Raw genomic sequence first — 23,294 nt, 5'->3', positions numbered from 1 at the left:
CCCAGATCGGCGAACGCCTCGGCGTCTCCCAGATGCACGTCTCCCGGCTGCTGTCCCGCACCCTGGCCCGCCTGCGCGAAGGCATGCTCACCCAGCACTGAACCCCACACCGACCGCGCCACCGTGAAGCCCGCCGCACACACGGCGGGCTTCACGTTGTCCGGCGAACGCGGCAGCCATGGCGGGCTTCACGTTGCCCGGTGAACGCCGCAGCCATGGCGGGCTTCACGTTGCCCGGTGAACGCCGCAGGCATGGCAGGCTTCACGTTGCCCGGTGAACGCCGCACACACGGCGGCCTTCACGGCGCCCGGCGGACCCCGCGGGCATGGCGGCTTCCCCCGCCGCCGCCGCACCGCGACACCCCGCCGGCAATGAGACTCGATGATCCGGATCGGCAAGAGCCGCCCTGCCGACCTACCGCGACACCAACCGACTTGGGCCCGCTTTCCCGCAGGCGCCGAACGCCGATTTCCGGTGCACGGCCGCAGCAGACTGCGCAGAAAACACGGGTCCGCTGTGAGTCGCCATGTGAAGGCGTTGAACGGAACGTGGAGGATTCGGAACCTTCTAGGAATACCGGGCGCGGCCTGAAAGACTGCCGGTGCGGCCGCCCTCTCGGGGCCCGCACCGGCGATGACCGCACCGGCCTGTTCGGGACGAGGCTCTGCCGGCGTACGCCGTCGGCCCTGCCGGCAGGCCTCCGCCCGCCCTGATCGAGGCACTGACGGGTCTGCTGAGATCCTTCGGACACGGCCTCGACGAACGCACCGCCCTGCTCGCCCTCGGCGCCCCAGCCCCCGACCCGCAGACGAGAAGCGACTGATGAGCCCACTGAAGATCACCGCCCGAGACGCTGCCACCGGTCCCGTTCTGGAAATCGTCGGTGAGCTCGACTACTTCACCGCCGAAGAACTGCGCGACCTGATCGCCACGGTGCCCCTCCGGCCGGGCCAGCGCCTCGTCCTGGATCTGAGCGGTATGGCATTCTGCGATTCCAGCGGCCTCAGCGCCCTGATAGCCGCCCACAACCACGCCCAGGCCGCACAGGCGGACCTCGCGCTCGCGGCCGTACCGGCCCACACGCTGCGTATCCTGCGCATCGTCGGCCTCGACCAGGTCTTCACCGTCCACCCGGACAGCGACACCGCCACCCAACCCTGACGACAGGACGGCGCACCCATGCCGGCGACGAGGAACGCCTGGGCCGACAGGGCAAGTTGAGGGAGCAGTGCGATGAAAAGGGCCTTCCCGCAAAAGGTGCGGGAAGGCCCTTGGACAAGTGCGGGGACCGATGTCAGTGCTTGAGCGCGTCCTTGGCCTTTTCCTTGGCCTCGCGGGCGTCGCCGGTGCTCTTCTGCGCCTGGCCTTCGGCGGCCATACGGTCGTTCCCGACGGCGCTTCCCGCGGCCTCCTTGACCTTGCCCTCGGCCTGTTCGGTCTTCGCCTTGGCCTTCTCGCCGGCAGTCATGGAATGCGCCTCCTCATAAGCGTGGATGCCACTTTCGCGGTAACCCCCTCGTGCCCCGGCATTTCCTGTGCAAACAAGGCAGAGTCGCGAAGTGAAGGAGTAAGCGCGAGGCATACGGCGGCTCACAGGTAATAGCCGGAACACACCCGCGCTGGTGAGCTCGTGGGCCGCCGTCGCCGGCGTGGTCTGCGCGGGCGGGTCCGGTCGACGCTGGGCGCTGCGACCAGTGTTGCCGCCGGGCCCGACGGCCATTGTCCGACTACAGGGCCATGGCCGGCCCGCGTTCCCGCGGCGGTCGAAAGCGGCCGCCGAGCGGCGCCGCGGTGCGTGAGGCCGGTTCCGGCCGGACACGGTTTCCTCGGCCATGACGGCGCGGCCCCGTCTCCTCGGTTCGAGGACGCGGCCACGAGCGCCTGAGGGAAGGACGTCGGGACACGCCGTGAACGGCCTGCGAGGAGGATGGGCGCCTGCTTCGTAGCATGAGCCGGTGATCAGGTCCGGCGGACACAGTCCCCAGCAGCGGCGCGAGCGGCTGACGGCGGTGCGCCGTCACCTCCTCTTCACTCTCGGCCTGGTCGGAGCCGGTGCGGTGGTGGCCGCGGCGTGCGTGTTCCGTGCCGGCCCCGACGGCGCCGCCCCCACCGGTGGCGCCGAGTTCCCCCGGCGGACGACCGGGCTCACGGTCTCCGGTGCACCGGCGCCGCCGCGCCCGGCGAGCGATGTGCGGATCGCTTCCGTGGGGGACGTCGTGATGGGCTCGCTGCCGGACGCCCTGCCTCCGGACGGCGGCGCCTCGTTCTTCGACCCCGTCGACGACCTGCTCACCGGCGATGTGGTGCTCGGGAACCTGGAGGGCACACTCACCACCGGCGGCTCCGGCAAGTGCGACGACAACGACAGCCCGAACTGCTTCGCGTTCCACGCTCCGCCGTCCTACGGCCGCTGGTTCAAGAAGGCCGGCTTCACGGTCATGAACGTGGCGAACAACCACATCGACGACTTCGGGGCGGAGGGGCGGCGCGAGACGTTCGCCGCCCTGCGGTCCGTGAACCTGCCGTTCACCGGCCGGCTGGGCCAGATCACCATCCAGCGGGTCCACGGCATCCGGGTGGCACTGATCGGGTTCGCTCCCGACCGGGGGTCGAACGACCTCACGGACATTCCGGCCGCCAAGCGGCTCACCGCCCGCGCCGCACGGATGGCGGACCTCGTGATCGTCACGATGCACGCCGGTGCGGAGGGCTCGGACCGCACCCACGTGGAGCCCGGCACCGAGTACTTCCTCGGCGAGGACCGCGGCGACAGTTACCGCTTCAGTCATGCGGTGATCGACGCCGGCGCCGACCTCGTGGTGGGTAGCGGCCCGCACGTGATGCGGGGAATGGAGTTCTACAAGGGCCGGCTCATCGCCTACAGCCTGGGCAACTTCGCCGCCTACGAGGTGCTCGGCCTCGGCGGCGCACTCTCGACCAGCGGCGTGCTACAGGTCACTCTCCGCGCCGACGGCACCTACGTGTCCGGACACCTGCGCCCGACCCGGCTCGTGGAGCCCGGCACGCCGGAGCCGGGCGGTGAGGCGATCGACCTCGTGTCAAGCGTGTCGGAGGAGGACTTCGGCTCGCATGCCGCCCGCATCTCGGCGGACGGTACGATTCAGCGCCCGTACGACTGAGCGCCCCGCCACGACCGTCGCGTAAGCGCCCCGCGACGAACGTCGCGTACGGTCGGCCCCGTCGAACGCGACCAAGCGTGGTGACGCAACACCTCGCCGACAGGCGTCGGACGCACCCGCGCACATGCCGCCGCACCGGCGGCACCCCTTCCGGGCCCGCCGCGGGGGGAAGGGCGTCGCAACCCTCAGTGGTGCCGCTCGCCGTGCCCACCCCCCGCTGAAGGCCTGTGCTGTGAGTGGTCGTCGTGATCGTGCCCGGTCTCCGGTGACCCGCCCATCATGCGGAGCATGGACAGCCCGCCGGTGCGGAGGAACCGCACGAGGAGGACGGCGGCCAGGAGGAGGAAGGCGATGTTGAGCCAGGTGGTGTAGTTCCAGGAGACGCCTTCCATGGGGATCTTCGCGTGGCCGCGGTCGGGCACGAGGCCGAGGCCGCCGAAGGCGAACTCGACGACGTACCCGGCGATGACCATCGCGACGTAGAAGGTGCCCAGGAGGAAGAGCGCCATCCTGGCGCCGTAGTACTTCCGGTAGATGTTCAGGATCGGCAGGATCAGCAGGTCGGCGAAGATGAACGCCACCACGCCGCCGAAACTGATGCCGCCCTTCCACAACACCACCGCCAGCGGCACGTTGCCGATGGAGCACACGAACGACGCGATCGCCACCAACGGGCCGATGAGGGGGCCCCACAGCTTGGCCGCGAGCGGGTGGCCGTCGAAGAAGAAGGCGCGCCAGAACGAGTCGGGCACCCAGGCGGCGATGGCGCCGGCGATGAGCAGGCCGAGGACGAGGTCGCGCAGGATCGCCGCCCACTCCATGACGAAGACGTGCGCGGTGGCGGTGAACCCTTCGGGGGAGAGCAGCCGACGGATGAAGGAGCCTTCGCGCCGGACGGACATGTCCATCGCGGCGTGGCCTTCCATCGACCCGGCCAGCCCCCTCTCGGCCTGCTCGCGGGCCTGGCGCAGCAGGTCGTCGCGCAGCAGGAGGCGGAACAGCACGGCCAGCACGACGATCATGACCGGGCCGCCCACGAATTCGGCGGCGGTGAACTGCCAGCCCATCAACAGCGCCAGGATCACACCGAGTTCGACGACGAGGTTGGTGGAGGCGATCTCGAAGGCCATCGCGGCGGTGAAGTTGGCGCCCTTGCGGAACAGGGAACGCGCCAGCGCCACCGCGGCGTAGGAGCACGAGGAGGAGGCGGCGCCGAGGCCGGCGGCGACGGCGAGGGTGCGGGGCCGGTCGTCGCCGAGGAGCGAGACGATCGTGGACTTGCGGACCACCGCCTGGACGACGGCGGACAGGGCGAAGCCCAGGATCAGGGCCCAGGTGATCTCCCAGGTCATGGATCCGGTGATGGACAGTGCGTGCAGGACGGCGTGCATCTGTGAAGCCTTCCCCTTCCGGAGCGGCGTACGGGCCACGGACACGCGGCGCCGACGGCCGGCTCGCCCGTAAGGCCGGAAGGACGGACGGCGGCGCGTGTCCGTGTGCGGTGGTACCGCCGCCAGTCGTCAGCCGACGCGCAGGGTCGGGGCGGCGGTGCGGGGCCTGCCACCGGTCTCGAACCGGAGGAACGGCCGCCGGCGCCAGGCGGGCAGATCGGCGTGGAAGGGCGGGCCGGGCCGCCGCTGTCACCGGTGACCTCGGTGGTCGGGCGAGGGCGAAGGCGGGTGGCCCCGCTACATTCCATGGCGTGACAGATACCGGACCGGGGAATCCCCGGCTCGTCCTCGTGATCACGCCGGCCGCGGAGCCGTCCCGGCATCGAGTCGTGCTGGGGCGGGAGCCGCGCGGGATCGGTGCGCTCTCGCCGTGCCAGGGCGTATGGGCGCTGCCCGAGGCGCCGGTCCTCGCGGACGGCGTCAGCCGTGTGACCGCCCAGGCCGCTGAGTGCCTGGGGCCGGCCAAGGCCTGCTGCAGGGATCACCCGGAGCGGGTCCTCCGTGCCCTGCGCGAGATGCCGGAGCAGGAGCGATGACCGCGTCGGCGACGGCACCCACGGCGCCCGCCCGGCAGATGTGGCCCCTGTACGCGGCCGGGTTCACCACCGCCTTCGGCGCCCACGGCATCGCCGCCAACCTCGGCGGTTCCTCCCGGGACGCGGTGACCTCGCTGATGGTGCTCGGCAGCCTGCTCGCCCTGTACGACGGTGCCGAGGTGCTGCTCAAGCCGGTCTTCGGCACGATCGCCGACCGCGTCGGCGCCCGCCCGGTGCTGCTGGGCGGGCTCGTGGCCTTCACCGCCGCCTCCGCCGTGTACGTCGTCGCGGACAGCCCCGGCTGGCTGTGGGCGGCCCGCCTCGGCCAGGGAGCCGCCGCCTCCGCCTTCTCGCCGTCGGCCTCCGCCCTGGTCGCCAGGCTCAACCCGGCGGCCAAGCACGGCCGGGCGTTCGGTTCGTACGGCTTCTTCAAGTCCATCGGCTACACCCTCGGCCCGCTGCTCGGCGGGGTTCTCGTGTGGGCCGGGGGACTGCGGCTGCTCTTCGCGGTTCTGGCGGTGCTGGGCGCCGCCGTCGCGGTGTGGGCGGCCCTCGCCGTGCCCGTCGTGGTGCCGCTGCCCAGGACCCGGCAGACCGTGCTCGATCTGGCCCGGCGCCTGACGGACCCGGCGTTCCTCGCCCCGACCGCCGCCCTCGCCGCGGCGACCGCCGCTCTCTCCGTCGGCGTGGGCTTCCTGCCCGTCTCCGGCCGGGCCGCCGGGCTGGGCACGATCGCCACCGGCGCCGCCGTGTCCCTGCTCGCCGCCTGCGCGGCCGTCGTCCAGCCGTGGGCGGGGCGCGCGCTGGACGACGGACGCCTCACGACGCGGGCGGGTATCACCGCGGGACTGCTGGTCATCGCCGCCGGACTGGGCTGCGCCATGCTGCCCGGCCTGCCGGGCGTGCTCCTGGGCGCGGCCATGATCGGCGTCGGCACCGGCCTGATCACCCCGCTCGGCTTCGTCGCCCTGGCGGCCACCACCCCCGCCGAACGACTCGGCCAGACCATGGGCGCAGCCGAACTCGGACGCGAACTCGGCGATGCCGGCGGGCCGTTGCTCGTCGCCGCGGTCGCCACGCTCACCACTCTCACGCACGGCTACGCGGTGCTCGCCGTCCTGCTCGCGACCGGGCCGCTGATCGTCCTCGTACGCCGGCGCCCCCTGGGCGGGTGACACCCGGCCCGGCAGGCTGCGGTCACCCTTGCATGCGGCCCGGCTGTTCGGCCCCGCCTGTGCGGCTGCCCTGAAGGGGCGCGTCCCGACGGACGCTCGACCGGGACAGCCGGATGAGACGACTTGCCCGCGATGGACCGCGCAGACCCGACAGGCTGCGCCGCCGCCGCGCGGTGTGGCGCGATCGGGTGATCCGGGCCGCGTTGAGCAGTCTGCGCCCATGGTGGCAGCGGATTACGCATGCCTGGTCGCGGGACGCGGCTGGTCGGCGGCGGCTGCCGCCGCAACGCGGAGGAAGGGAAAGCGAACATGATGTGTCTGCCGTCTCGGGTGATGCGGAGTGCCGGTCTGGTGGCCGCTGCGGGCGCGGTGGTGGTCGGAGGCGCGGCGGTTGCGTCGGCCGACAGCGGCGCGCGGGGGGCTGCGGTCGGTTCGCCCGGCGTGCTGTCCGGCAATGTGCTGCAGGTTCCGATCGACATCCCGGTCAATGCCTGCGGCAACACGGTCGACGTGATCGGCCTGTTGAACCCGGGCTTCGGGAACGCCTGCGCCAACGCGGGTATGTGACGCCGCAGTCGCCCCGGCGGGGGCCTGTCCGAGGGCGGCACTTGGGCTGCTGTCCAGGCACCCTCGGACCGGCTTTTGCCCGAGTTCCCGGTGCAGCAGTGACGGTGACGCCCGCCGGCGTTCAACCGGGTAATCCGTTGCGGAATGCGTGCAGGATTGGTCCGGGATCTCTTTTCACCTGATCAGGTCTGGGACCAATCCGCCCGGCGGGCAGAACCGGATTCCCTGCGTGAGGGACGAAGAGAAGGATCAGCGAGTACGGCCGGGTCTGACCCGTCTGGCGCTGGGTGCGCTGAGCGGGGCGCTGGCCGGCTTCGCCGCGCTGGCGGTGGCCGAGCTGGTCGCGGCTGCGGTGCGTCCGCAGTCGAGTCCGGTCGTCGCGGTGGGTGGCGCGTCCATCGACGCGACGCCCGCTCCGGTGAAGGACTGGGCCGTCCGTCACTTCGGCACCGACGACAAGCTCGTCCTGCAGCTCGGCATCCTGGCCGTGCTGGCCGTGCTGTCCCTGGTGCTCGGTGTGCTGGCAGTACGGTTCCTGCGGGTCGGAACCGCCGGGGTCCTTCTCTTCGGGGCCGTCGGGGCGGCGGCCGCCGTCAGCCGACCCGACTCCTCCAGCCTCACGGACGCGCTGCCCTCCGTCGTGGGAGCCGTCGCAGGGGCTCTGCTCCTGTACGTTCTGGTGGTTCGCCTGACCGCGGTGAGGCGATTGCCGGCGTCGGCGCAGGAGTTGACGACCGAGGAAGCGGGTTACGGTCTGTCGGCATCCGCGGGGTGGGACCGGCGGGGGTTCGTCTTCGCGGCCGCCTCCGCGGCAGCGGCCTCTGCCGTGGTGGGCGCGGTCGGCCGGTCACTGAACGCCTCGCGCGGCCAGGACGCGGTCGCCTCGCGCGGCAAGGTCGTGCTGCCGGATCCTGGGTCACCGGCGCAACCGGTACCGAAGAGGGCCGCGCTGCGTGTCGCCGGGATCAGCCCCTTCGTCACCCCGAACGAGGACTTCTACCGGGTGGACACCGCGTTGGTGGTGCCCAAGGTGGATGCCACGGCCTGGCGGCTGCGTATCCACGGCAAGGGCGTGGCACGTCCGGGCAGCTATTCCTTCGACCACCTGCTGCGCAGGGAGCTGATCGAGCGGGACATCACGCTGACCTGTGTCTCCAACGAGGTCGGCGGCCCGTACGTGGGCAACGCCCGCTGGATCGGGGTACGACTGGCCGACCTGCTTGCCGAGTGCGGGGTGAAGCCTCCGTCCCGCGGCGGCCGGGCGGACCAGTTGGTGTCCCGGTCGGTGGACGGCATGACGATCGGCAGCCCCGTCGAGGACGTCATGGACGGCCGCGACGCGATGCTCGCCCTCGGCATGAACGGCGAACCGCTGCCCTTCGAGCACGGCTTCCCGGTCCGGATGGTCGTCCCGGGCCTGTACGGCTTCGTCTCGGCCTGCAAGTGGATCGAGGACATCGAGCTCACCACCTTCGATGCCTACGACCCGTACTGGGTGAAGCGCGGCTGGGCCCGCAAGGCCCCGGTCAGGTCCGCATCGCGGATCGACACTCCCAAGCCGTTCGCCCGGCCCAAGGCCGGCACGGTGATGGTGGCCGGGGTCGCCTGGGCCCAGCACCGCGGCATCGACAAGGTCGAGGTCCGCATCGACGACGGCCCCTGGCAGCAGGCTCACTTGGCTGCCGAGGACACCCGCGACACCTGGCGACAGTGGTCGCTTCCCTGGCAGGCCACCACGGGCGGCCACACCCTCACCGTGCGCGCCACCGACCGCACCGGCTCCCCGCAGACGGACGAACGCACCCGCACCATTCCCGACGGCGCCAGCGGATGGCACTCCGTGGTCGTGACCGTCGACTGACCACCCCCGCCCCATGACCAAGGGCCCCGTGCCCTTTGGGAACCGCCTTTCCGTGACACCCCCGAACGCAGCAGACCGCTGCGACGTTCAACAGGAGAACATGATGAACACCCGTATCCGTCGCACCACCGGTCTCCTCGCCGCCGCTGCCGTGCTGCCCCTGGCTCTGACTGCCTGCTCCAGCGGCAGCAGCGACTCGGGCAAGTCCGACGCCTCCGGCAAGGCGCCGGCTCCGGCCACCAAGGGCGGCGACGACATGGGCGGCTCGACCGCCTCCGCGAGCGGCCTGGACCAGCCCTTCGGCCCCGCCTGTTCGGCCGTGCCGAAGAACGGTGCCGGCTCCTTCGACGGCATGGCCAAGGACCCGGTGGCCACCGCCGCCTCCCACAACCCGGCCTTGTCCACCCTCGTGAGCGCGGTGAAGAAGGCCGGCCTGGTCGACACCCTCAACAACGCCCGGAACATCACCGTGTTCGCGCCGACCGACGACGCCTTCAAGAAGCTCCCGAAGGCCACCCTGGACAAGGTCCTGAACGACAAGGCCCAGCTGACGAAGATCCTCACCTACCACGTCGTCGGCCAGAAGCTCACCCCCGAGGACCTTCGGAACGGCTCGTTCGACACGCTGGAGAAGTCGAAGGTGACGACCTCCGGCTCGGGCGAGTCCTACACGGTCGACGACTCGGCGAAGGTGGTCTGCGGCAACGTCAGGACCGCCAACGCCAACGTCTACATCATCGACACCGTTCTCATGCCCAAGAGCTGACACCACAGCGGGCCGGGGACGCGCCCCGGCCGGTCGCCTCGACGGGAGCGACCGGCCGACGCGCGTTCTCCGTGCCCGGGCGTCCGCCAGCCGCCCGACCGGCAGGGCCTGGCGGACGCCCCTCCTCGGAGGGCTGGTTCGCAGACCTCAAGGCCTGCGGACCAGCCCTCCGCCCTTGCCGTTCATCCGTCGGTGCACAGGGCCCGCCGGGGCGGCGGCCACGGCGAGACCCTCGGTACGAGGCGGTGCTGGCCCGCGCGCGCAGCAGCCGGAACCTGAACGCCCTGCGGACGATCTACCTGCTGCAGGGGAGTCCTGGTGTGGCTGGTGTCCTGGCCGGTGCAGGCGGCTCAGTACTTGACCCGGCCGCTGTCCGCCCTCGCGTGGGCCGGCACGGCCGTCCGGGCCGTCGGACCGTTCTTCGAGGCGGTCGGTGACGCCCAGCCCGCACCAGCGCCTTCTTCCCACGGCCACCACGCTGAGACCGGCGAACGAGTGGGGGAGCCCGGCTGACGGCGGGCTCCCCCACTCACATGCGTCACGTCGGCACGCCGAGCAGGGCGACCGGCGTCGAGGTCGGCTGCTTCGAACCACCGGCCGGCTCCACCGTGATACCGATGCCCGAGGCACCGTCGACCGCGCCCTGCATGAGCACGGCCTGGCTGCTGCGGCCGGGGTCCAGCAGGCCGGCCGAGCGCATCTTCCCGCCGTCGGCGAACCACAGCTGATACACCTCGCCGCGCGGCGGTGCCGCCATACCGGACGCCACGAACACGGCCCGGTCCCGGCCGGCGGAGACCACCAGCGTTCCCGCACCACCCGCCACCCGCGTCGAACGAGACCTGGCGTCGGGCGCGGCCAGCACTCCCGCCAGGTCCTCGGCGTGCCGTTGCGCCTGCGCGGCATCGAGCCGAGCCTCCTGGGCACGTTCGTACTGCCATACCGCGGTCCCGCCCAAGGCGGCCGCGGCGGCCACACTGGCGGCCAGCGCCCAACGGGTCAGGCCGCGTCCGCGCCGTACGCCACGGCGCACCCGCTCCAGGGCGACGGCACCGGGGGGCACCTGGCGCACCGTGGTGATGCGCTGCAGGACGTGCTCTCGCATGGCCGGGCGCGCGCGCACCGTGGAGGCCAGGGCCAGGCGGCCGGCGGCAGCCGTGAACTCCGCGACCTCCTGATCACACGCGTCGCACGCGGCCAGGTGACGCTCGAAGGCGGCGTCCTCTTCGCCGTCGAGTGCGTGCAGCGCATAGGCGCCCGTCAGAGTGTGCAGATCGGTCGTTTTCATACGGCCACCCCCAGGCAGTCCCTCAGCCGGATCAGTCCGTCACGCAGTCGGGTCTTGACTGTGCCCAGCGGCAGCGCCAGTGCCTCGGCGACCTCCCGGTAGGTCAGGCCCCGGTAGTAGGCGAGAGTGACCGACTGGCGCTGCAGCTCGGTCAGGGTGCGCAGGCAGCGTCGCACCTGCTCCTGCTCCAGCCGGGTCTCGACCTGCTCGGTCACCTCGTCGTAGGCCGGTTGATGCTCGAGCAGAGCGGCCTTGGTGTCACGGGCCGCCGCGGCCTCCACCGACCGGACGCGGTCCACGGCCCGCCGGTGGGCGAGTGTGAGGATCCAGTTGATGGCCGTGCCGCGTTCGGGCCGGTAGCGAGGGGCCGTGCGCCATACCTCCACCAGCACGTCCTGGGCCACCTCCTCCGACTGCGCCTGGTCGCGCAGGACTGCCCGGGCGACACCGAGGACGGAGCCGGCCACGGCATCGTAGACCGCGGCGAACGCCTCCTGATCGCCCAGCGCCACCTCCTGCAGCAGGTGCTGAAGGTCAGGCTTCGCAGACGGACGTGGCCCGATATGCACAGGTTCCTTCACGATAATCCTCCCGTGAGCGTGACAGGACGGGGCACCCCCGTGTAATCCGGGGCCACGCGAACTGCGGATTGGTCGAGCGAATTGTGGCAGTGGAAAATGAGGACGATTTACAGTTCCGCTGTCTCTTGGCTGATCCATGGCCGGCCGGTGAAACAGAGACGGGTACCGCCGTGCAGATGAGCTGAGTCAATGGGAGCACCACTGGGCTGCCCGCTCGTCGTATAGAACAAGGCTGCGGAGCTCGTGGGGATCAGGCCGATGACGATTTCGGTTTGACGCCACGCTCCTTTCACGACCGCGGAGAGCTCGACCGGTGCACGGCGTTCGGAGAATGGCCGCGACTACTTGATCCAGGTGATGCAACCTGCCACGTGTGCCCGCATATTGACGCGCGTGGCTCACCGAACCGGCTCGGGTCCAGGGGACGTCGTCGTGCGGTCGGTCAAGAGGGGAGCGGATGTGGCTCGCGGACGGGTACTCGCCGGCCGGGACGCGCTCTAGACTGCGACCGCTCCGACATCTGACGATCTTTTGGAGGGTGTGCAGGATGAACCGAGCTCTCATGACCGCATGGGCGGCAGCAGCGTTGGTCGTGTCCGGGGGCGGCACCACCGCCTCCGCTTCCGATGCCCCGCCGCGAACCACGCACGGTCCGTGCCAGTACACCCAGACACCGAGCGAGCCGGCGGCGCGGCCGGTTCCCCTGCCGCCCGACCCGCGACACACCCCCGGCCACGGCACGGTCGACCTGGCTGTGCCGACCAGCCAGGGCCCGCTCCCGCTGCGTCTGGACCGCGCGCAGGCGCCGTGCACGGTCCAGAGCTTCCTGCACCTGGCGCGGCACCGGTTCTACGACCGTACGGTGTGCCATCGACTGACGGCGTATCCGACGCTGAAGGTCCTGCAGTGCGGCGACCCGACCGGCACCGGCGAGGGCGGGCCGGGGTACCAGTACAAGGACGAGCTGCCGGTGGACCTGCCGCCGGCGCCGAGCGACCCGACCGGAGTCCGTCGCCTTTACGGGCGCGGTCTGCTGGCGATGGCCAACGCCGGGCCGAACACGAACGGTTCGCAGTTCTTCGTCGTCTACGGCGACTCCGCGCTGCGACCGAACTACACGGTGTTCGGCACGGTCGGTGCCGCCGGCCTGAAGACCCTCGACAAGATCGCTGCCGGCGGAATCGAGCCAACTGCGCAGGACCCGGCGCCTGTCGACGGCACGCCCGTGCTGCGGACCGAACTGCTCAGCGTCCGGCCGTCCTGCCGGCCCTGAAGAGAGGGGTTTGGGGCGTGAGTGACACACCACCGAACACCCTGCGATACCGCTTTGACGGGCCAGAAGACGCTCCGGTCCTGATGGTCGGTCTCTCACCGGGTACCACCTGGCACAGGTGGTAGGGACCGTCCCGCCTCGGTCCCGGTGGCCGCGGAAGGCCGTACTCGGCGCGACAGACACGCGGTCCGCCCGGACGGGAACCACCAGCTAGCCGGACGCCCCGCGTGATATGCGGTTGTCTCCTCCCACAGGTCCGCTCGAAGCCGGTGCCCCGGGAGCCGTAGGTCAGGACTTGCGGGCGCGGTAGACCGTGCGGCAGGGGACCTCGGTCCGTGAGCAGGAGCCGGAGTCGCACTTGAGGTCGGCGCCGCCGAAACCGTGCGGCAGCGGCTCCAGGCCCGCCGCCCGCAGCGCCCCGGTGACGTCGGCAGGGTCGAAGTACCAACTGGTGAGGGTCTGGTCCACCCGCTGGACCCGCTTCCCGGTGCCGTGGGCCCCGGAGACGCGCAGCATGCCGCGGCGGGTCTCGGTGTCCCAGACACCGCGCTTGACCACGATCGACTCGGAGGTGTCGGTGAGTGTGACGTGGTTCCAGTGCAGGAAGTGCGACTGCTCGTACAGGTCGAAGACGAACTCGCCGCCCGGCTTCAGCGCGGCCGCCACCGAGGCGAAGCACTGCCGCAGGTCGTCGGTGGAGGGGAGGTGGTTGAGAGCGCCGTCGAGGCTGACGCAGGCGGAGACCCCGGCGGGCAGCTCGAAGGTGCGGGCGTCGGACTCGATCAGGGTCAGTCCGCCGTCCTCGATGCGCGCGGCGTGCCGGGTCCGCGCGAGGTCGAGCATCGCCTTGGAGCCGTCCACCCCGTACAGCGTCCAGCCGCCGTCGAGGAAGTACCCGGCGGTCACGCCGGTGCCGCAGCAGATGTCCGCGGCCGTGCGGTCACCCCCGGACACCTCCGCCAGGTGTGCCACCAGCTTCGGCGAGAAGCGGTTGACCCAGCCGGTGTAACTGGTGTCGAAGAAGGCGGCGAAGCCCTCGGAGTAGTAGTTGGCCACGGGGTTCTCCTGACGTGGTTCGTGGGGTGGGCGGAGTGGTCGGTTCACGCCGGGACGGCGGGGGGACGCAGCCGCGGGACGACGCGCTCGGCGAAGAGCGTGAGCGTGTCCCAGTCCACCGGTGGGCGCAGGCCCAGCGCGAAGTCGGTGACGCCCAGGTCGCGGTAGGGCAGCAGGGCCTCGACGCACTGCTCGGGCGTGCCGAACACCAGGTACTCGGGCCACACCGGGGAATCGGGCGGGTAGACCGCACGCAGCCTGTCGAGCCTGCCCGGCAGCTCCGCCGGGTCCTCGACGAGCAGGGCGCGGAAGGTCATCGAGCGGCGGACCTCGGCCGGGTCGCGGCCCGCCCGCTCACACGCGTCCGCCAGCAGCTCGGTGCGTCGGTGGTACCGCTCCGGGTCCGTGAGCAGGCTGTTCCACACGTCGCCGTGTCTGGCGACCACGTCGAGGACGGGTGCGCTCGCACCGCCCACGACGAGCGGCAGCCGGGACTGCACCGGTGCGGGCCGGCAGTACCCGTCGGTGATGCGGACGTGTCCGCCGGTGTAGGAGAACCGCTCACCCGACCACAGGCCCCGCAGGACGGCGGCGGTCTCCTCCAGCAGCTTCAGCCGCTCGGCGCGGGGCAGCCGCGGGAAGCCGTACTGGTCGTGCGCCAGGTCGGCGCCGCCGACGCCTATGCCCAGTTCCACCCGTCCGCCGCTGACGTGGTCGATGGTCGCGGCCACCGCGGCCAGCATCGCCGGGTGACGCCACGCGACCGGCGCGACCATGAGGGCGCCGCGGATCCTCCGGGTCCGGGCGGTCAGCGCGGTGAGCAGGGTGGTGCCCTCGAAGCACGGACCGTCCGGGCCGCCCATGGGCGGACGCAGGTGGTCGAAGACCGAGCACCAGTCGTAGCCCAGCTCCTCGGCCCGCTGCCACAGCGCCAGGATGTCGCCGTACGTCTCGTACTGCTGTCCGGAGTGGACCCCGAACCTGACGGCCGGCTCAGGCGACGGCATCATCGGCCCCCGCACCGGTCCCCTGGGCGTCCGCCGCGGCCTTCCGGGCCGCCAGCATCGATGTGACCGCGCTGGTCAGGCTGGTCAGATCGTGGAAGGTCGCCGGGGCGACCAGCTCCTCGGGGAAGGTGACATCGAACTCGGTCTCGATGGCCACCATCGTCGCGACGGTGCCCAGGGAGGTCAGTCCGGCCTCGTGCAGCGGGAGGGCCGGCGTGAGGGGGCCGGCGTCGGGGGGCAACTGGCGGGTGACGAGGTCACGGACGCTCGCGTACACCTCGTCGTCGGTCCGTTCGGTCTGCGGAAGGCCCATGGTCCTCTTCTCCTTCGTCGGCGCGCTCGGCGCGTCGGTCTCAGCGCCGGTCGAGGCTCACGGTGACGGTCTTGGGACGCTGGTACTCGCTCAGGGCGAGGACGCTCATGTCCGTGCCGTGGCCCGAACTGCCGCGTCCGCCGTGCGGCAGTTCGGCGGTCTGGTCCAGGTGGCAGTTGACCCAGACCTCCCCGGCGTCCACCTCGTCGGCGACGGCGAGCACCGTGGAGGTGTCCGAGCCCCAGACGCTCGCGGCGAGCGCCTGCCGCACGGAGTTGGCCAGGGTCACCGCCTCCTCGACGTCCCGTGCCGCCTGCACGGTCAGCACCGGGCCGAACACCTCCTGGGTGACGGCCGGGTCGTCGGGGGCCAGATCGGCGAGGATCCGGCCGGGCCGCCAGAAGCCGTGCTCCTCGCCCGGCCGCGGGGCGACGTCCGCGACGTGGTCGACGCCCGCCCCGCTGCTGTCGAGGATGCGGTCGTAGCGTGCCGCCTGGTCGGCGTTGTTGAGCGGTCCGAAGTCCGCTCCGGCGCGCCGGTCGCCCATCGCCTTGGCCAGCCCCTCGACGACCCGGTCGTGGTTCTCCCGCAGGGTGATGACCCGCGCCGGCGCCGCACAGCTCTGACCGGCGTTGTAGGTGACGGCCCGCACCAGTGCCGCACAGGTGTCCCCGGGCGCGTCCGGCAGCACCAGCGCGGGACAGTTGCCGCCCAGTTCCAGGCTGACCCGGCGCAGTGCCGCGCGGACCACGACGTCCTGGCCGCCCGCCTCGCTGCCGGTGAACGCCACGGCGTCGACGTCCTCGCCGACCAGCAGCCGCCCGGTCTCGCGGTCGCCCGGCAGGGTCACCAGCACGTCCGGACCCAGCGTCGCGGCGGCGTCCCGGGCGAGCAGCAGGGCGGTGTCCGGCGTGGTCAGCGCGGGTTTGAGCACCACGGTGTTGCCGGCGGCGAGCGCCGGGGCGATCCGCCAGGCGGCCATCATCAGCGGGTAGTTCCACGGCACGATCGCGGCGACCACCCCGATGGGTTCCCACCGTACCCAGCTCTCCCGGCCCCGCATGCGCCGCCCGGCCGCGGGCGCGGTGTCGGCGCGCTGGGCGCCGGCGAAGAACCGCAGCAGGTCTGCGCAGTTCTCCACCTCACCCCGCGCTTCCTCGGCGGGCTTGCCCGTGCCGGCCTGCTCGGCCTGTGCGTAGGCGGCGAGGTTCTCCTCCACGAGGTCCGCGAACCGCAGCAGGCGCCGGGCCCGCTCGCGGGGGGTCAGCCGGGCCCAGGCGGACTGGGCGCCACGCGCGGCGGTCACCGCTGCGCGGGTGTCGGCGGCGCGGCCGACGGGGACGGCGAGCCGTTCCCGTCCGGTGCGCGGGTCGCTCACCGGTACGGTGAGCCGGTCGTGCGGCATGGCGTGTCTCCTGTCCGGGATCGTCGTCGTGCGGTGGCCCTCGTTCAGCCGAAACGGTGAGGGGAGTGTGGGCAGCCCCTCGCCGCCAGTTCCTCACCGCTGGAGGCCTCGATGTCGCAGAGGCGGCAGGTGATCCGGCCCAGGTCGCCGAGGAGCGCGGCGTACTCGGTGAGTTCCTGCCGCTCGGGGCTGTCCAGGTGGCGGTGCGGGGCGCCCACGGACAGGATCATGTGGTCCGTGACCGCGCCCACGGCGTGGGTGATGGCACCCTCGACCATGTACACCTGTCCGGGGCGCGTCTCGACGATCTCCCCGGCGACGGCGATGGTCCCGGTGCCCGCCAGCACGAACAGCAGGTGGTCGCCGGGGTGGGTGTGCGGGGCGAAGCCGCTGCCTGCCGGTACGTGCAGGATGTCGGCGCCGACGTGGCCGCTGGAGAGCAGCGAGCGTCCGGTGGCGTCGGCGGTCTTGGACACCCGGGTGGGGCCCGGGGCCATGGGGATGCCGAGCTGCTGGGTGGTTCCGTCGAGGCCGAGGTCGGTGGCCCAGTCGCAGATCAGCAGGGGCGTACGCCCGGTCGTGCCCCCGGGCGTCGGCGCGCCGGCCTCGGCCGCCTTGCTCCGGCCGAGGACCGTCAGCAGTTCCACCGCCTTGGCCTCCCGTTCGGCCGGCGCGAGGCTGTGCAGCTCCTCGCTGAGCACTTCGAGGGCCTGCTCGACGGGTACGTGGTGGGTCGTCTCGGTCATGTTCTCTTTCCTTCGGGTCTGTTGACGGTGGTCGTCGCCCCGGGCGGCGGTCGTCCTGACGGTGCCGGAGTGGTCGGTGGGGCGGACCGGTCAGGGCCGCCCGGCAGCGAACGGGGTGCGGTTCAGGGTCCGGGCGAGGTGGCAGGCGAGGGGTGCGGCGAAAAGTCCGTGGAGCAGCGGGGAGAACTCCTCGCGCGCCCGGCCGTGGACCGGCAGCACCTCCGAGGTGTCGAAGCCGCCGAGGTCGTCCCGGGCGGCGACGGCGATGACCCGCCGGCCCAGTTCGGTGGCGCGCCGCGCGACCCGGAGGGCGTCCGGGAGGCTGCGGCCGGGCGGAGCCACGACGAGTACCGGCAGGTCACGGGGGCCGGCGAAGCGCTCGACGTGGCACCACTCCTCCAGGTCCTGTCCGACGGCGAGGACGCCGGACGTCTCGATCACCTTCGCCGCCGCGTACAGGGCGGTGCCGTGGGAGGGCCCGCTGCCGAGCACGGTCAGCACGGGTGCGTCGGCGATGCGCCCGGCGAGCGGCCGGGTCCGTGCGACGGCCTCGCCCACGGTGGCCTCGACCGGGCCGGCCAGCGCACGCAGTTCGCCGCGCAGCAGGTCGGCGTCGGCGCCGGTCAGGTGCCCGCGTGCCGTGCCCAGCGCCGTCGCCAGCAGCAGGGCGCCGAGCAGACTGGCCTGGTAGGTGCGGATGCCCGGGGAGGGCTCCTGGTCCGGCAGGGCGAGGTGGAGCGTGCCGTGCGCGGCGCGGGCCAGCGGACTCGTGGCGTCCCCGGTGAGGGCGACGACCGTGGTGCCGTCCGCCCGTGCCCGCTCCGCCGCCCGGACGACGGGCGGGGTGCGGCCCGAGGCGGAGACGGCGACGGTGAGCACCCGGGCGGCGGACCCGGCGGCCGGCCGCCAGTAGTGGACGAAGGGGAGTGCGCTCACCGGCCGGCAGTCCACCCCGGCGAGGGAACGGTACGCCATCTCCACGGCCCGCGCCGCGTGGTCGCTGTCCCCGTCGCCGACGAGGACCACCGACTCGACGTCCGCGAGACGCGCGGTGTCGGCCAGCGCCCGCGCCTGCTCGTCGAAAGCACCGGCGTGCACACGTATGTCGTCCGCCAGCCGCTCGGCCTGGCGCAGTGTCACCTCCGCTTCGACGGGTGCGGGGGCGGGGGCCGGGCGGGTGCGCGGGGGTGTCATCGTCCGGACTCCCGGACGGCGTCGACATAGCGGCGCACCCGGCCGGCGTCGACCCTGCCGCCCCACCCCCCACTCTCCAGGCACGTCCCCACGAACGCGCCGTCGGCGGCGGCGAGGAGACGTGCCGCGTTGCCGTGGTCGGTGTGTCCGGCCAGGATCACCGGCAGCTGCGGAACGGCCTCCCGGACGGACTCGATCATGCGCAGGGCCGTGCGCTCGTCGGGGTGGGACAGTGCCACCGCGTCGGCGCCGACGGTACGGGCCGCGCGCGCCACCTCCGCGCAGGTCTTGTCCTCACCGAACCACTTGAAGTGCATGGAGTCGATGTCCGCCACGATGCCGACGCCCTCCGCGTCGATGGAGCGCCGGTAGGCCATCACCTCCAGCGGGTCGGGCCGCACCATGCCGTGGGCGGTGAGGGTCTGGCCCACCAGCGCGCCGGCCCGCACGAAGTCACCGCCGGCCACCCGCGCCACGGCGAGGGAGGCCCGGGTGGCGTTGCGCATCATCTGGACGCCGACGCGGAAGTCCGCGCCGGTCGCCTCGGTGACCGCGCGCACGACCAGCCCCATCGCCGCCGTGCGCGCCGGGTCGGACTCGTCGGCGACGCCGTAGACACGGTCGACGGTCTGCACGAGGCAGCCGTCGGCACCGCCCTCGTACAGGGCCCGAGCGGACGCCACCGCCGTGTCCAGGATCTCGGGGAAGGTGTCGGGGCGGTGGAAGGGGGTGCCGGGCAGCGGCGCCAGGTGCACCATGCCGAGGATCAGCGCCTGTTTGCCGCCGGGGGAGTACCAGGTGCTCATGCGGCGCCCCGCAGGTACGCGTCGAGCCGGTCCAGGGCCGGTGCCAGGTCCTGCCAGGGCCGGGCGGTGGTGATCCGCATGACGGACCCGGAGAAGCCGAAGGTGAGCAGGCCGGGGAAGAGCGACACGCCCGTCTCCCGCAGCACGTCGCGGAAACAGTGGTAGGAGTCGTCCCAACCGGGCAGCTCCACCGCCGTGTTGATGGAGAAGTACGGCCGGAGCACCCGTGCCCGGGTGTCCGCGAGACGCACGGTCGCCGCGTCGCGCAGCGCGGTCAGGTCCGTCACCCGCCGTAGCCGCTCCGTCCGGTAGGTGCGGAAGGCATGGCGCAGTTTCTCCAGGTCGAGCCCGTAGGACGCCTCGAACTCCTTGAGTTCGCCGGTGCCGGGCTCGGTCAGTCCGGTGATCAGCCAGCGCTCCATGCGGGCCAGCACTTCCACGATCGTGTAGAAGAACGAGGGCGGCCCGCCGAAGGACGACGAGGCGTACTCGTAGTACTCGGCGATGAACGCCGGGTCCGCGAGGAACCAGCCCGCCTTGAGGCCGGGTGCCGACCAGGTCTTGGAAAGGCTGGAGACCCGGACCACGTTGGGTGCGGCGCGCTCGGCGCAACGCTCCTCGTACTCGCCCAGCCATTCGTGGCACTCGTCCAGGACGATGACGGTGGAGGGGGAGGCCGCGCGGACGAGGCGGCGCAGGCCCTCCTCGGTGACGGCCGCCCCGGTGGGGTTGCCCACGGTCTGGAGCAGCACCAGGGGTGTGTCGGGGGTGAGGGCCTCGATGAGCGGGTCGATGTCGGTGCGGCCGTGCGCGCTGTCCAGCGGCACCAGTTGCACACCGTGCCGGCGGGCGATCGTCTCCACCAGCGGCGGGTAGTTGGGGACGGCGCACAGCGCCGGTGCGGTGGCCGGGGAGACGCCGTGCAGCACGAAGTCGGCGATCGTGCTGACGGCGAAGGTACCGCCCATGGTCATCGCCACGTGTTCCGGCAGATAGCGCACGCCGGCGAGCCGGGCGCTCTCGTAGGCGGCGATCGCCTCACGCGCCGGGTAGCGTCCCCGCGAGTCGGAGTAGCCGTACCAGTCGCGGTCCAGGGCGAAGCGGATGCACTCCTTGAGAGTGTGCGGCAGACCCCACCGCTCCTCGTCGACGGCGCCGCCGGAGAGGAGGTACTGCGCCTGGTTGCGCAGCCCGCCGTACAGGTCGTCGCGGAAGTACCAGTTGAACAGTTCCTTGACGAACCGGACGGTGGCCCGGGAGGACAGCACCTGCTCCGGTTCGACCGTGCGCAGGGGGCGGCTGCCGCGCCAGATCTCGGCGAGGGCGGTGTGGTAGGAGTGCTGCCCCAGCTCGTGCTCCACCCGGCCCAGCCACAGGTCGCGCAGTTCCAGGGGGTCGTCGGGACGGCGGGCGCGGGCGAACACGTCGAGCACACGCTCGTCGATGCGGGTGGTGAAGGCGTCGGACAGGCCGGTGGCCCGCGGTGTGCGCCGGGATGTCGCCAGGGCCTCCGGTGACGCGTGGGAGGGACGCGGGACGGCAAGGGAGTCGAACAGTGTCATCAACTTCTCCGCCTTCGTGCGGTGGGGGGTCACGGCCTGCGGGTGACGGCGGCGGCCTGGCCGGGTCCTAACGGATACGGAGGCGCTGGAGGTGCCGTTGCCGCTGCGGCGGCGCGGCGGCGCCGGCGGTCCGGCCGTGGAAGTGGTAGGTGTTGTCGATCACCACGAGCAGTCCCCGCCGCCAGTGCACACCGGCCGCCTCGTCCGGCGCGTACATGGCGGCGAGCAGCTCGCGCAGCGCCGCGTTCACCGTCCCGGGGTCGGTGTCCGGATCGCTGTGCGTCCAGCGCAGCTCCTGGTCGAGGAAGTCCCGGTAGGAGAACACCCACCGGCCGTCCAAGTGGCGCGCGACGGGCGGCGCCTTCGGGCTGTCGCGGTAGCGGGTGCGCGACAGCACCCGGAGCGTGCCGGGCGACAGCCGGCGCGCCACCGCTCGCATCGGTGTCAGCACGGTCCGGGCGAAACTGCTCCGGTCACCGGGCTCGACGCACATCAGCACGATGTACCGGGGCTGGTCGGCGACCGCGGCACCGCTGCTCTCGGAGTGCAGGCTCAGCGAGTTGCGGGCGAAGGGCTGCAAGGACACCTCCGCCGTGGGCGCGTGCCTGCTGCGCAGGTTGAGGACGACACCACCCTGCACGAACGGCTGCACCGCGGGGTCGGACTCCGGTATCGCGGTGCCCAGGAAGCGGCCCAGCTCGGTGTAGCGGTCGTGCGGGAGTGGTTCGTCGAGCTGGACGGCGGCCAGGCCCCGGCCCCACAACTGCTCGGTGATCTCCTGATGCAGGCCGTCGGCGTCGTCGGTCCGGTGGCCCGGCAGCGCCCGTACCGTCGGACCGGGCAAGGGCGTCGCGTTGCTCAGCAACCGCTCCCGCAGGGCGACGTGGGGGTCGGACGGCGACGCCCGGAAGCTCCCTCGGACAGGACTGGGATGCGTCGTGGACAGGACGCCTGAGGGCGCGGAGACAGATCGTTCCATGGCTGTTTCCTCTGCTCGGACGTACGACACGGATGCCGATGGCCACTCGGACTCCGGCGGCCGGCGAAGCGGGGGCCGAAGCCGGTGGTCACGCCGCCGGAGCGACTGTAGGGACAGCGCCGGAACCGCCGGGCAACTGAGCGGTGCCCCACCGGACCGGCAGCGATAGCCGGCCGGTTAACAGGGCATTCTCCCGAGCGCCTAACGTGGCGGCCGCTCCGAGCCGTGGCCGGCATCCGGCGGGAAGTGAGGCGTTCATGGGTTTCACACACGGGCGCCGTTTCGCGCACTGCCCGTACTGCGGCACCGCGTACGCGGACGGTACCGACTGGCCGCTCGACTGCCGTGCCTGCGGGGAGACGCAGTGGCGCAATCCGCTGCCGGTCGCGATCGCGCTGCAGCCCGTGACGGGGGAGGACGGTTCGCGCGGGCTCGTCGTGATCCGCCGCGCCCTCCCCCCGGGGCTCGGCCGGTGGGCGCTGCCCGGCGGGTACGTGGAGACCGGCGAGGACTGGCGGGACGCGGCCGTGCGGGAACTGTACGAGGAGACGGGCTTTGAGGCGTCGGCGCGCGGCGCGCGGCTCTTCGGGGCGTACAGCACCCGGGACACCCTGGAACTGTTCGTGCTGCTGCCGGAACGTGCGGCGGCGGAGTTGCCCGAACCGGCGCGGACCAGCGAGACCCAGGCGTGTCGTGTGCTCGGCGAGGTCACGCCACTCGCCTTCGAGGGACACACCCGTGCGCTGGCCGCCGTTCTGTCCGGACACGCGGAGATGGACGACCGGGAGGCGACGGAAGCCGCCTTGGGGGGTGTGCACCGCACGGCCGGCCGGAGCGGGGGCCTGCCGTCACGGTGCGGGCGGGGGTTTGCCGGGGGACCCTACCTTCCGGGCGGCACCGGTACCGCACACGGCGACGGGGTGTAGTAGTACCGGCGGCAGGCGTTGACGAGGGTCTGCTCGGACAGCGTGAACACGTCGGCGAAGTCCACGCCGTCCGCGCCCTCCTGGTCGCACCCCACCACACGTCCCAGCACCACGACCGTGTCCTCGGCCGCGATGACGGTCTCCAGTTCGTGCCGCCGTGGTGAAGCGGCCTGTGCGGCCTGAGCGTTGAGCACCGCCTCGCGGCCGCTGCGCAGCGGGCTGCCGGGGTGGCTGAGGGTCACGTCCTTCTCGGTGAGGGAGGCGTACCCGTCGAAGTCCCCGATGTCCAGGTAGTGGTAGGTGAGCAGCACGTGTTTCACACCGGCCGCCGCCACCGCCGGACCGGCATGCGACATCCGCAAGAGGTCACCGTTCATGACTGGGAAGCCCTTTCGGAAGCGGTACGGGCAGGCGACGCCCCTTGAGGCGCCCCGGGTGATGATCCGACACCGGTTTAACTCGCCGCTATCGCACCGGCATCGTGGGCTGCCGACCAGCCGATGTCCACAGCGCGGTCACCCTTGGTGATGGTGCCCGTCAGTGCCGGGCCCGCCTCCGGTGCCGCGGTGTTCGGCTCGTGCTCAGGTTCGGTTGCGCAGGCTGATGACACTTACACTCACTCAGGTGTGTTGAACTGTGTTGCGCGTTGTGCGTGTTGTGC

At 72.2% G+C, this 23,294-nt stretch carries 24 protein-coding genes and 1 pseudogene; 11 read left to right on the top strand and 14 right to left on the bottom strand.

The window, feature by feature from the left end:
- Both ABVB68_RS26110 and ABVB68_RS26100 read left to right on the top strand, forming a co-directional pair.
- Positions 1 to 101: sigma factor-like helix-turn-helix DNA-binding protein (locus tag ABVB68_RS26110; RefSeq protein ID WP_353603573.1), on the top strand; the 101-nt coding region annotated here is incomplete at its 5' end.
- 722 nt (positions 102 to 823) lie between these two features.
- Complete coding sequence (locus ABVB68_RS26100) at positions 824 to 1,162, top strand: STAS domain-containing protein (protein WP_353603566.1); 339 nt, start codon at positions 824 to 826, stop codon at positions 1,160 to 1,162.
- A 133-nt stretch (positions 1,163 to 1,295) separates the two neighbouring features.
- On the opposite strand, the gene ABVB68_RS26095 is transcribed toward ABVB68_RS26100, so the two are convergent.
- Positions 1,296 to 1,469 (bottom strand): CsbD family protein, encoded by a 174-nt coding sequence (locus tag ABVB68_RS26095; protein ID WP_353603565.1) that lies wholly within the window; start codon positions 1,467 to 1,469, stop codon positions 1,296 to 1,298.
- A 487-nt stretch (positions 1,470 to 1,956) separates the two neighbouring features.
- Between ABVB68_RS26095 and ABVB68_RS26090 the strand changes: the two genes are divergently transcribed.
- Positions 1,957 to 3,141 (top strand): CapA family protein, encoded by a 1,185-nt coding sequence (locus ABVB68_RS26090; RefSeq protein ID WP_353603564.1) that lies wholly within the window; start codon positions 1,957 to 1,959, stop codon positions 3,139 to 3,141.
- 185 nt (positions 3,142 to 3,326) lie between these two features.
- Here ABVB68_RS26090 and ABVB68_RS26085 read toward each other — a convergent pair whose 3' ends face one another.
- Positions 3,327 to 4,532, bottom strand: a complete 1,206-nt coding sequence (locus ABVB68_RS26085; RefSeq protein ID WP_353603563.1) for a permease — start codon at positions 4,530 to 4,532, stop codon at positions 3,327 to 3,329.
- Positions 4,533 to 4,843: 311 nt separating this feature from the next.
- Here ABVB68_RS26085 and ABVB68_RS26080 point away from each other — a divergent pair, with 311 nt between their 5' ends.
- The 6 genes and pseudogenes from ABVB68_RS26080 to ABVB68_RS26055 all read left to right on the top strand — a co-directional run.
- Complete coding sequence (locus ABVB68_RS26080) at positions 4,844 to 5,128, top strand: Chromate resistance protein ChrB (RefSeq protein ID WP_353603562.1); 285 nt, start codon at positions 4,844 to 4,846, stop codon at positions 5,126 to 5,128.
- Entirely contained in the window at positions 5,125 to 6,303 is a 1,179-nt protein-coding gene (locus ABVB68_RS26075) for an MFS transporter (protein WP_353603561.1), read from the top strand. Before ABVB68_RS26080 ends, ABVB68_RS26075 begins: the two co-directional genes overlap by 4 nt.
- Positions 6,304 to 6,615: 312 nt before the next feature.
- Positions 6,616 to 6,870 carry a chaplin gene (locus tag ABVB68_RS26070; protein WP_353603572.1) on the top strand — a complete coding sequence of 85 codons (255 nt, stop codon included), beginning with the start codon at positions 6,616 to 6,618 and terminating at the stop codon, positions 6,868 to 6,870.
- Between the two features lie 229 nt (positions 6,871 to 7,099).
- A complete protein-coding gene (locus ABVB68_RS26065; RefSeq protein ID WP_353603560.1) occupies positions 7,100 to 8,731 on the top strand; it encodes a molybdopterin-dependent oxidoreductase in 1,632 nt (543 codons plus the stop codon).
- 103 nt (positions 8,732 to 8,834) lie between these two features.
- Positions 8,835 to 9,497 (top strand): fasciclin domain-containing protein, encoded by a 663-nt coding sequence (locus ABVB68_RS26060; protein WP_353603571.1) that lies wholly within the window; start codon positions 8,835 to 8,837, stop codon positions 9,495 to 9,497.
- Between the two features lie 189 nt (positions 9,498 to 9,686).
- Positions 9,687 to 9,947, top strand: a pseudogene (locus ABVB68_RS26055) (DUF1295 domain-containing protein); the annotation flags it as partial.
- An 88-nt stretch (positions 9,948 to 10,035) separates the two neighbouring features.
- Here the strand turns inward: ABVB68_RS26055 and ABVB68_RS26050 are convergent.
- Positions 10,036 to 10,785 (bottom strand): anti-sigma factor, encoded by a 750-nt coding sequence (locus ABVB68_RS26050; RefSeq protein ID WP_353603559.1) that lies wholly within the window; start codon positions 10,783 to 10,785, stop codon positions 10,036 to 10,038.
- Positions 10,782 to 11,366 (bottom strand): sigma-70 family RNA polymerase sigma factor, encoded by a 585-nt coding sequence (locus tag ABVB68_RS26045; protein ID WP_353603558.1) that lies wholly within the window; start codon positions 11,364 to 11,366, stop codon positions 10,782 to 10,784. Before ABVB68_RS26045 ends, ABVB68_RS26050 begins: the two co-directional genes overlap by 4 nt.
- Positions 11,367 to 12,120: 754 nt before the next feature.
- Between ABVB68_RS26045 and ABVB68_RS26040 the strand changes: the two genes are divergently transcribed.
- A complete protein-coding gene (locus ABVB68_RS26040; RefSeq protein ID WP_353603557.1) occupies positions 12,121 to 12,639 on the top strand; it encodes a peptidylprolyl isomerase in 519 nt (172 codons plus the stop codon).
- A gap of 288 nt (positions 12,640 to 12,927) precedes the next feature.
- On the opposite strand, the gene ABVB68_RS26035 is transcribed toward ABVB68_RS26040, so the two are convergent.
- The 9 genes from ABVB68_RS26035 to ABVB68_RS25995 form a co-directional block, all read right to left on the bottom strand.
- A complete protein-coding gene (locus ABVB68_RS26035; RefSeq protein ID WP_353603556.1) occupies positions 12,928 to 13,695 on the bottom strand; it encodes a methyltransferase domain-containing protein in 768 nt (255 codons plus the stop codon).
- A gap of 44 nt (positions 13,696 to 13,739) precedes the next feature.
- Positions 13,740 to 14,705 carry an LLM class flavin-dependent oxidoreductase gene (locus tag ABVB68_RS26030; RefSeq protein ID WP_353603555.1) on the bottom strand — a complete coding sequence of 322 codons (966 nt, stop codon included), beginning with the start codon at positions 14,703 to 14,705 and terminating at the stop codon, positions 13,740 to 13,742.
- The gene (locus ABVB68_RS26025) at positions 14,689 to 15,015 is read right to left on the bottom strand and encodes a phosphopantetheine-binding protein (RefSeq protein ID WP_353603554.1); all 327 of its coding nucleotides are present in this window, start codon (positions 15,013 to 15,015) and stop codon (positions 14,689 to 14,691) included. The genes ABVB68_RS26030 and ABVB68_RS26025 overlap by 17 nt, the downstream gene beginning before the upstream one ends.
- A 40-nt stretch (positions 15,016 to 15,055) precedes the next feature.
- A complete protein-coding gene (locus tag ABVB68_RS26020) occupies positions 15,056 to 16,420 on the bottom strand; it encodes an aldehyde dehydrogenase family protein (protein ID WP_353603553.1) in 1,365 nt (454 codons plus the stop codon).
- Between the two features lie 44 nt (positions 16,421 to 16,464).
- Entirely contained in the window at positions 16,465 to 17,166 is a 702-nt protein-coding gene (locus ABVB68_RS26015; protein WP_353603552.1) for a cupin domain-containing protein, read from the bottom strand.
- 90 nt (positions 17,167 to 17,256) lie between these two features.
- Positions 17,257 to 18,360, bottom strand: coding sequence for an SIS domain-containing protein (locus ABVB68_RS26010; protein WP_353603551.1), 1,104 nt, complete (start codon positions 18,358 to 18,360; stop codon positions 17,257 to 17,259).
- Positions 18,357 to 19,166, bottom strand: coding sequence for a BtpA/SgcQ family protein (locus ABVB68_RS26005; RefSeq protein ID WP_353603550.1), 810 nt, complete (start codon positions 19,164 to 19,166; stop codon positions 18,357 to 18,359). The genes ABVB68_RS26010 and ABVB68_RS26005 overlap by 4 nt, the downstream gene beginning before the upstream one ends.
- Entirely contained in the window at positions 19,163 to 20,728 is a 1,566-nt protein-coding gene (locus ABVB68_RS26000) for a pyridoxal phosphate-dependent aminotransferase (RefSeq protein WP_353603549.1), read from the bottom strand. The genes ABVB68_RS26005 and ABVB68_RS26000 overlap by 4 nt, the downstream gene beginning before the upstream one ends.
- A 67-nt stretch (positions 20,729 to 20,795) precedes the next feature.
- Complete coding sequence (locus tag ABVB68_RS25995; protein ID WP_353603548.1) at positions 20,796 to 21,707, bottom strand: TauD/TfdA family dioxygenase; 912 nt, start codon at positions 21,705 to 21,707, stop codon at positions 20,796 to 20,798.
- 257 nt (positions 21,708 to 21,964) lie between these two features.
- Here ABVB68_RS25995 and ABVB68_RS25990 point away from each other — a divergent pair, with 257 nt between their 5' ends.
- Positions 21,965 to 22,633, top strand: a complete 669-nt coding sequence (locus tag ABVB68_RS25990) for an NUDIX domain-containing protein (RefSeq protein WP_353603547.1) — start codon at positions 21,965 to 21,967, stop codon at positions 22,631 to 22,633.
- Here ABVB68_RS25990 and ABVB68_RS25985 read toward each other — a convergent pair.
- Positions 22,588 to 23,010 carry a nuclear transport factor 2 family protein gene (locus ABVB68_RS25985; RefSeq protein WP_353603546.1) on the bottom strand — a complete coding sequence of 141 codons (423 nt, stop codon included), beginning with the start codon at positions 23,008 to 23,010 and terminating at the stop codon, positions 22,588 to 22,590. The two genes, ABVB68_RS25990 and ABVB68_RS25985, sit on opposite strands and share 46 nt — an antisense overlap.
- Between the last annotated feature and the right edge of the window lie 284 nt (positions 23,011 to 23,294).

Origin of the sequence: Streptomyces sp. NPDC096012 (assembly GCF_040426375.1) — a bacterium.
GTDB lineage: Bacteria > Actinomycetota > Actinomycetes > Streptomycetales > Streptomycetaceae > Streptomyces.
Note: the sequence above shows the minus strand (reverse complement) of the source record. Positions and strands in the feature narration are given on the sequence as shown.

Excerpts from the sequence above, each read along its gene's own strand:
- ABVB68_RS26000 (WP_353603549.1), bottom strand. The coding sequence starts at position 20,728 with ATGACACTGTTCGACTCCCTTGCCGTCCCGCGTCCCTCCCACGCGTCA.
- ABVB68_RS26030 (WP_353603555.1), bottom strand. The coding sequence starts at position 14,705 with ATGATGCCGTCGCCTGAGCCGGCCGTCAGGTTCGGGGTCCACTCCGGA.
- ABVB68_RS26050 (WP_353603559.1), bottom strand. The coding sequence starts at position 10,785 with ATGAAAACGACCGATCTGCACACTCTGACGGGCGCCTATGCGCTGCAC.
- ABVB68_RS25995 (WP_353603548.1), bottom strand. The coding sequence starts at position 21,707 with ATGGAACGATCTGTCTCCGCGCCCTCAGGCGTCCTGTCCACGACGCAT.
- ABVB68_RS26025 (WP_353603554.1), bottom strand. The coding sequence starts at position 15,015 with ATGGGCCTTCCGCAGACCGAACGGACCGACGACGAGGTGTACGCGAGC.
- ABVB68_RS26020 (WP_353603553.1), bottom strand. The coding sequence starts at position 16,420 with ATGCCGCACGACCGGCTCACCGTACCGGTGAGCGACCCGCGCACCGGA.
- ABVB68_RS26010 (WP_353603551.1), bottom strand. The coding sequence starts at position 18,360 with ATGACACCCCCGCGCACCCGCCCGGCCCCCGCCCCCGCACCCGTCGAA.
- ABVB68_RS26085 (WP_353603563.1), bottom strand. The coding sequence starts at position 4,532 with ATGCACGCCGTCCTGCACGCACTGTCCATCACCGGATCCATGACCTGG.
- ABVB68_RS25990 (WP_353603547.1), top strand. The coding sequence starts at position 21,965 with ATGGGTTTCACACACGGGCGCCGTTTCGCGCACTGCCCGTACTGCGGC.
- ABVB68_RS26100 (WP_353603566.1), top strand. The coding sequence starts at position 824 with ATGAGCCCACTGAAGATCACCGCCCGAGACGCTGCCACCGGTCCCGTT.
- ABVB68_RS26095 (WP_353603565.1), bottom strand. The coding sequence starts at position 1,469 with ATGACTGCCGGCGAGAAGGCCAAGGCGAAGACCGAACAGGCCGAGGGC.
- ABVB68_RS26070 (WP_353603572.1), top strand. The coding sequence starts at position 6,616 with ATGTGTCTGCCGTCTCGGGTGATGCGGAGTGCCGGTCTGGTGGCCGCT.
- ABVB68_RS26005 (WP_353603550.1), bottom strand. The coding sequence starts at position 19,166 with ATGAGCACCTGGTACTCCCCCGGCGGCAAACAGGCGCTGATCCTCGGC.
- ABVB68_RS25985 (WP_353603546.1), bottom strand. The coding sequence starts at position 23,010 with ATGAACGGTGACCTCTTGCGGATGTCGCATGCCGGTCCGGCGGTGGCG.
- ABVB68_RS26075 (WP_353603561.1), top strand. The coding sequence starts at position 5,125 with ATGACCGCGTCGGCGACGGCACCCACGGCGCCCGCCCGGCAGATGTGG.
- ABVB68_RS26060 (WP_353603571.1), top strand. The coding sequence starts at position 8,835 with ATGAACACCCGTATCCGTCGCACCACCGGTCTCCTCGCCGCCGCTGCC.
- ABVB68_RS26015 (WP_353603552.1), bottom strand. The coding sequence starts at position 17,166 with ATGACCGAGACGACCCACCACGTACCCGTCGAGCAGGCCCTCGAAGTG.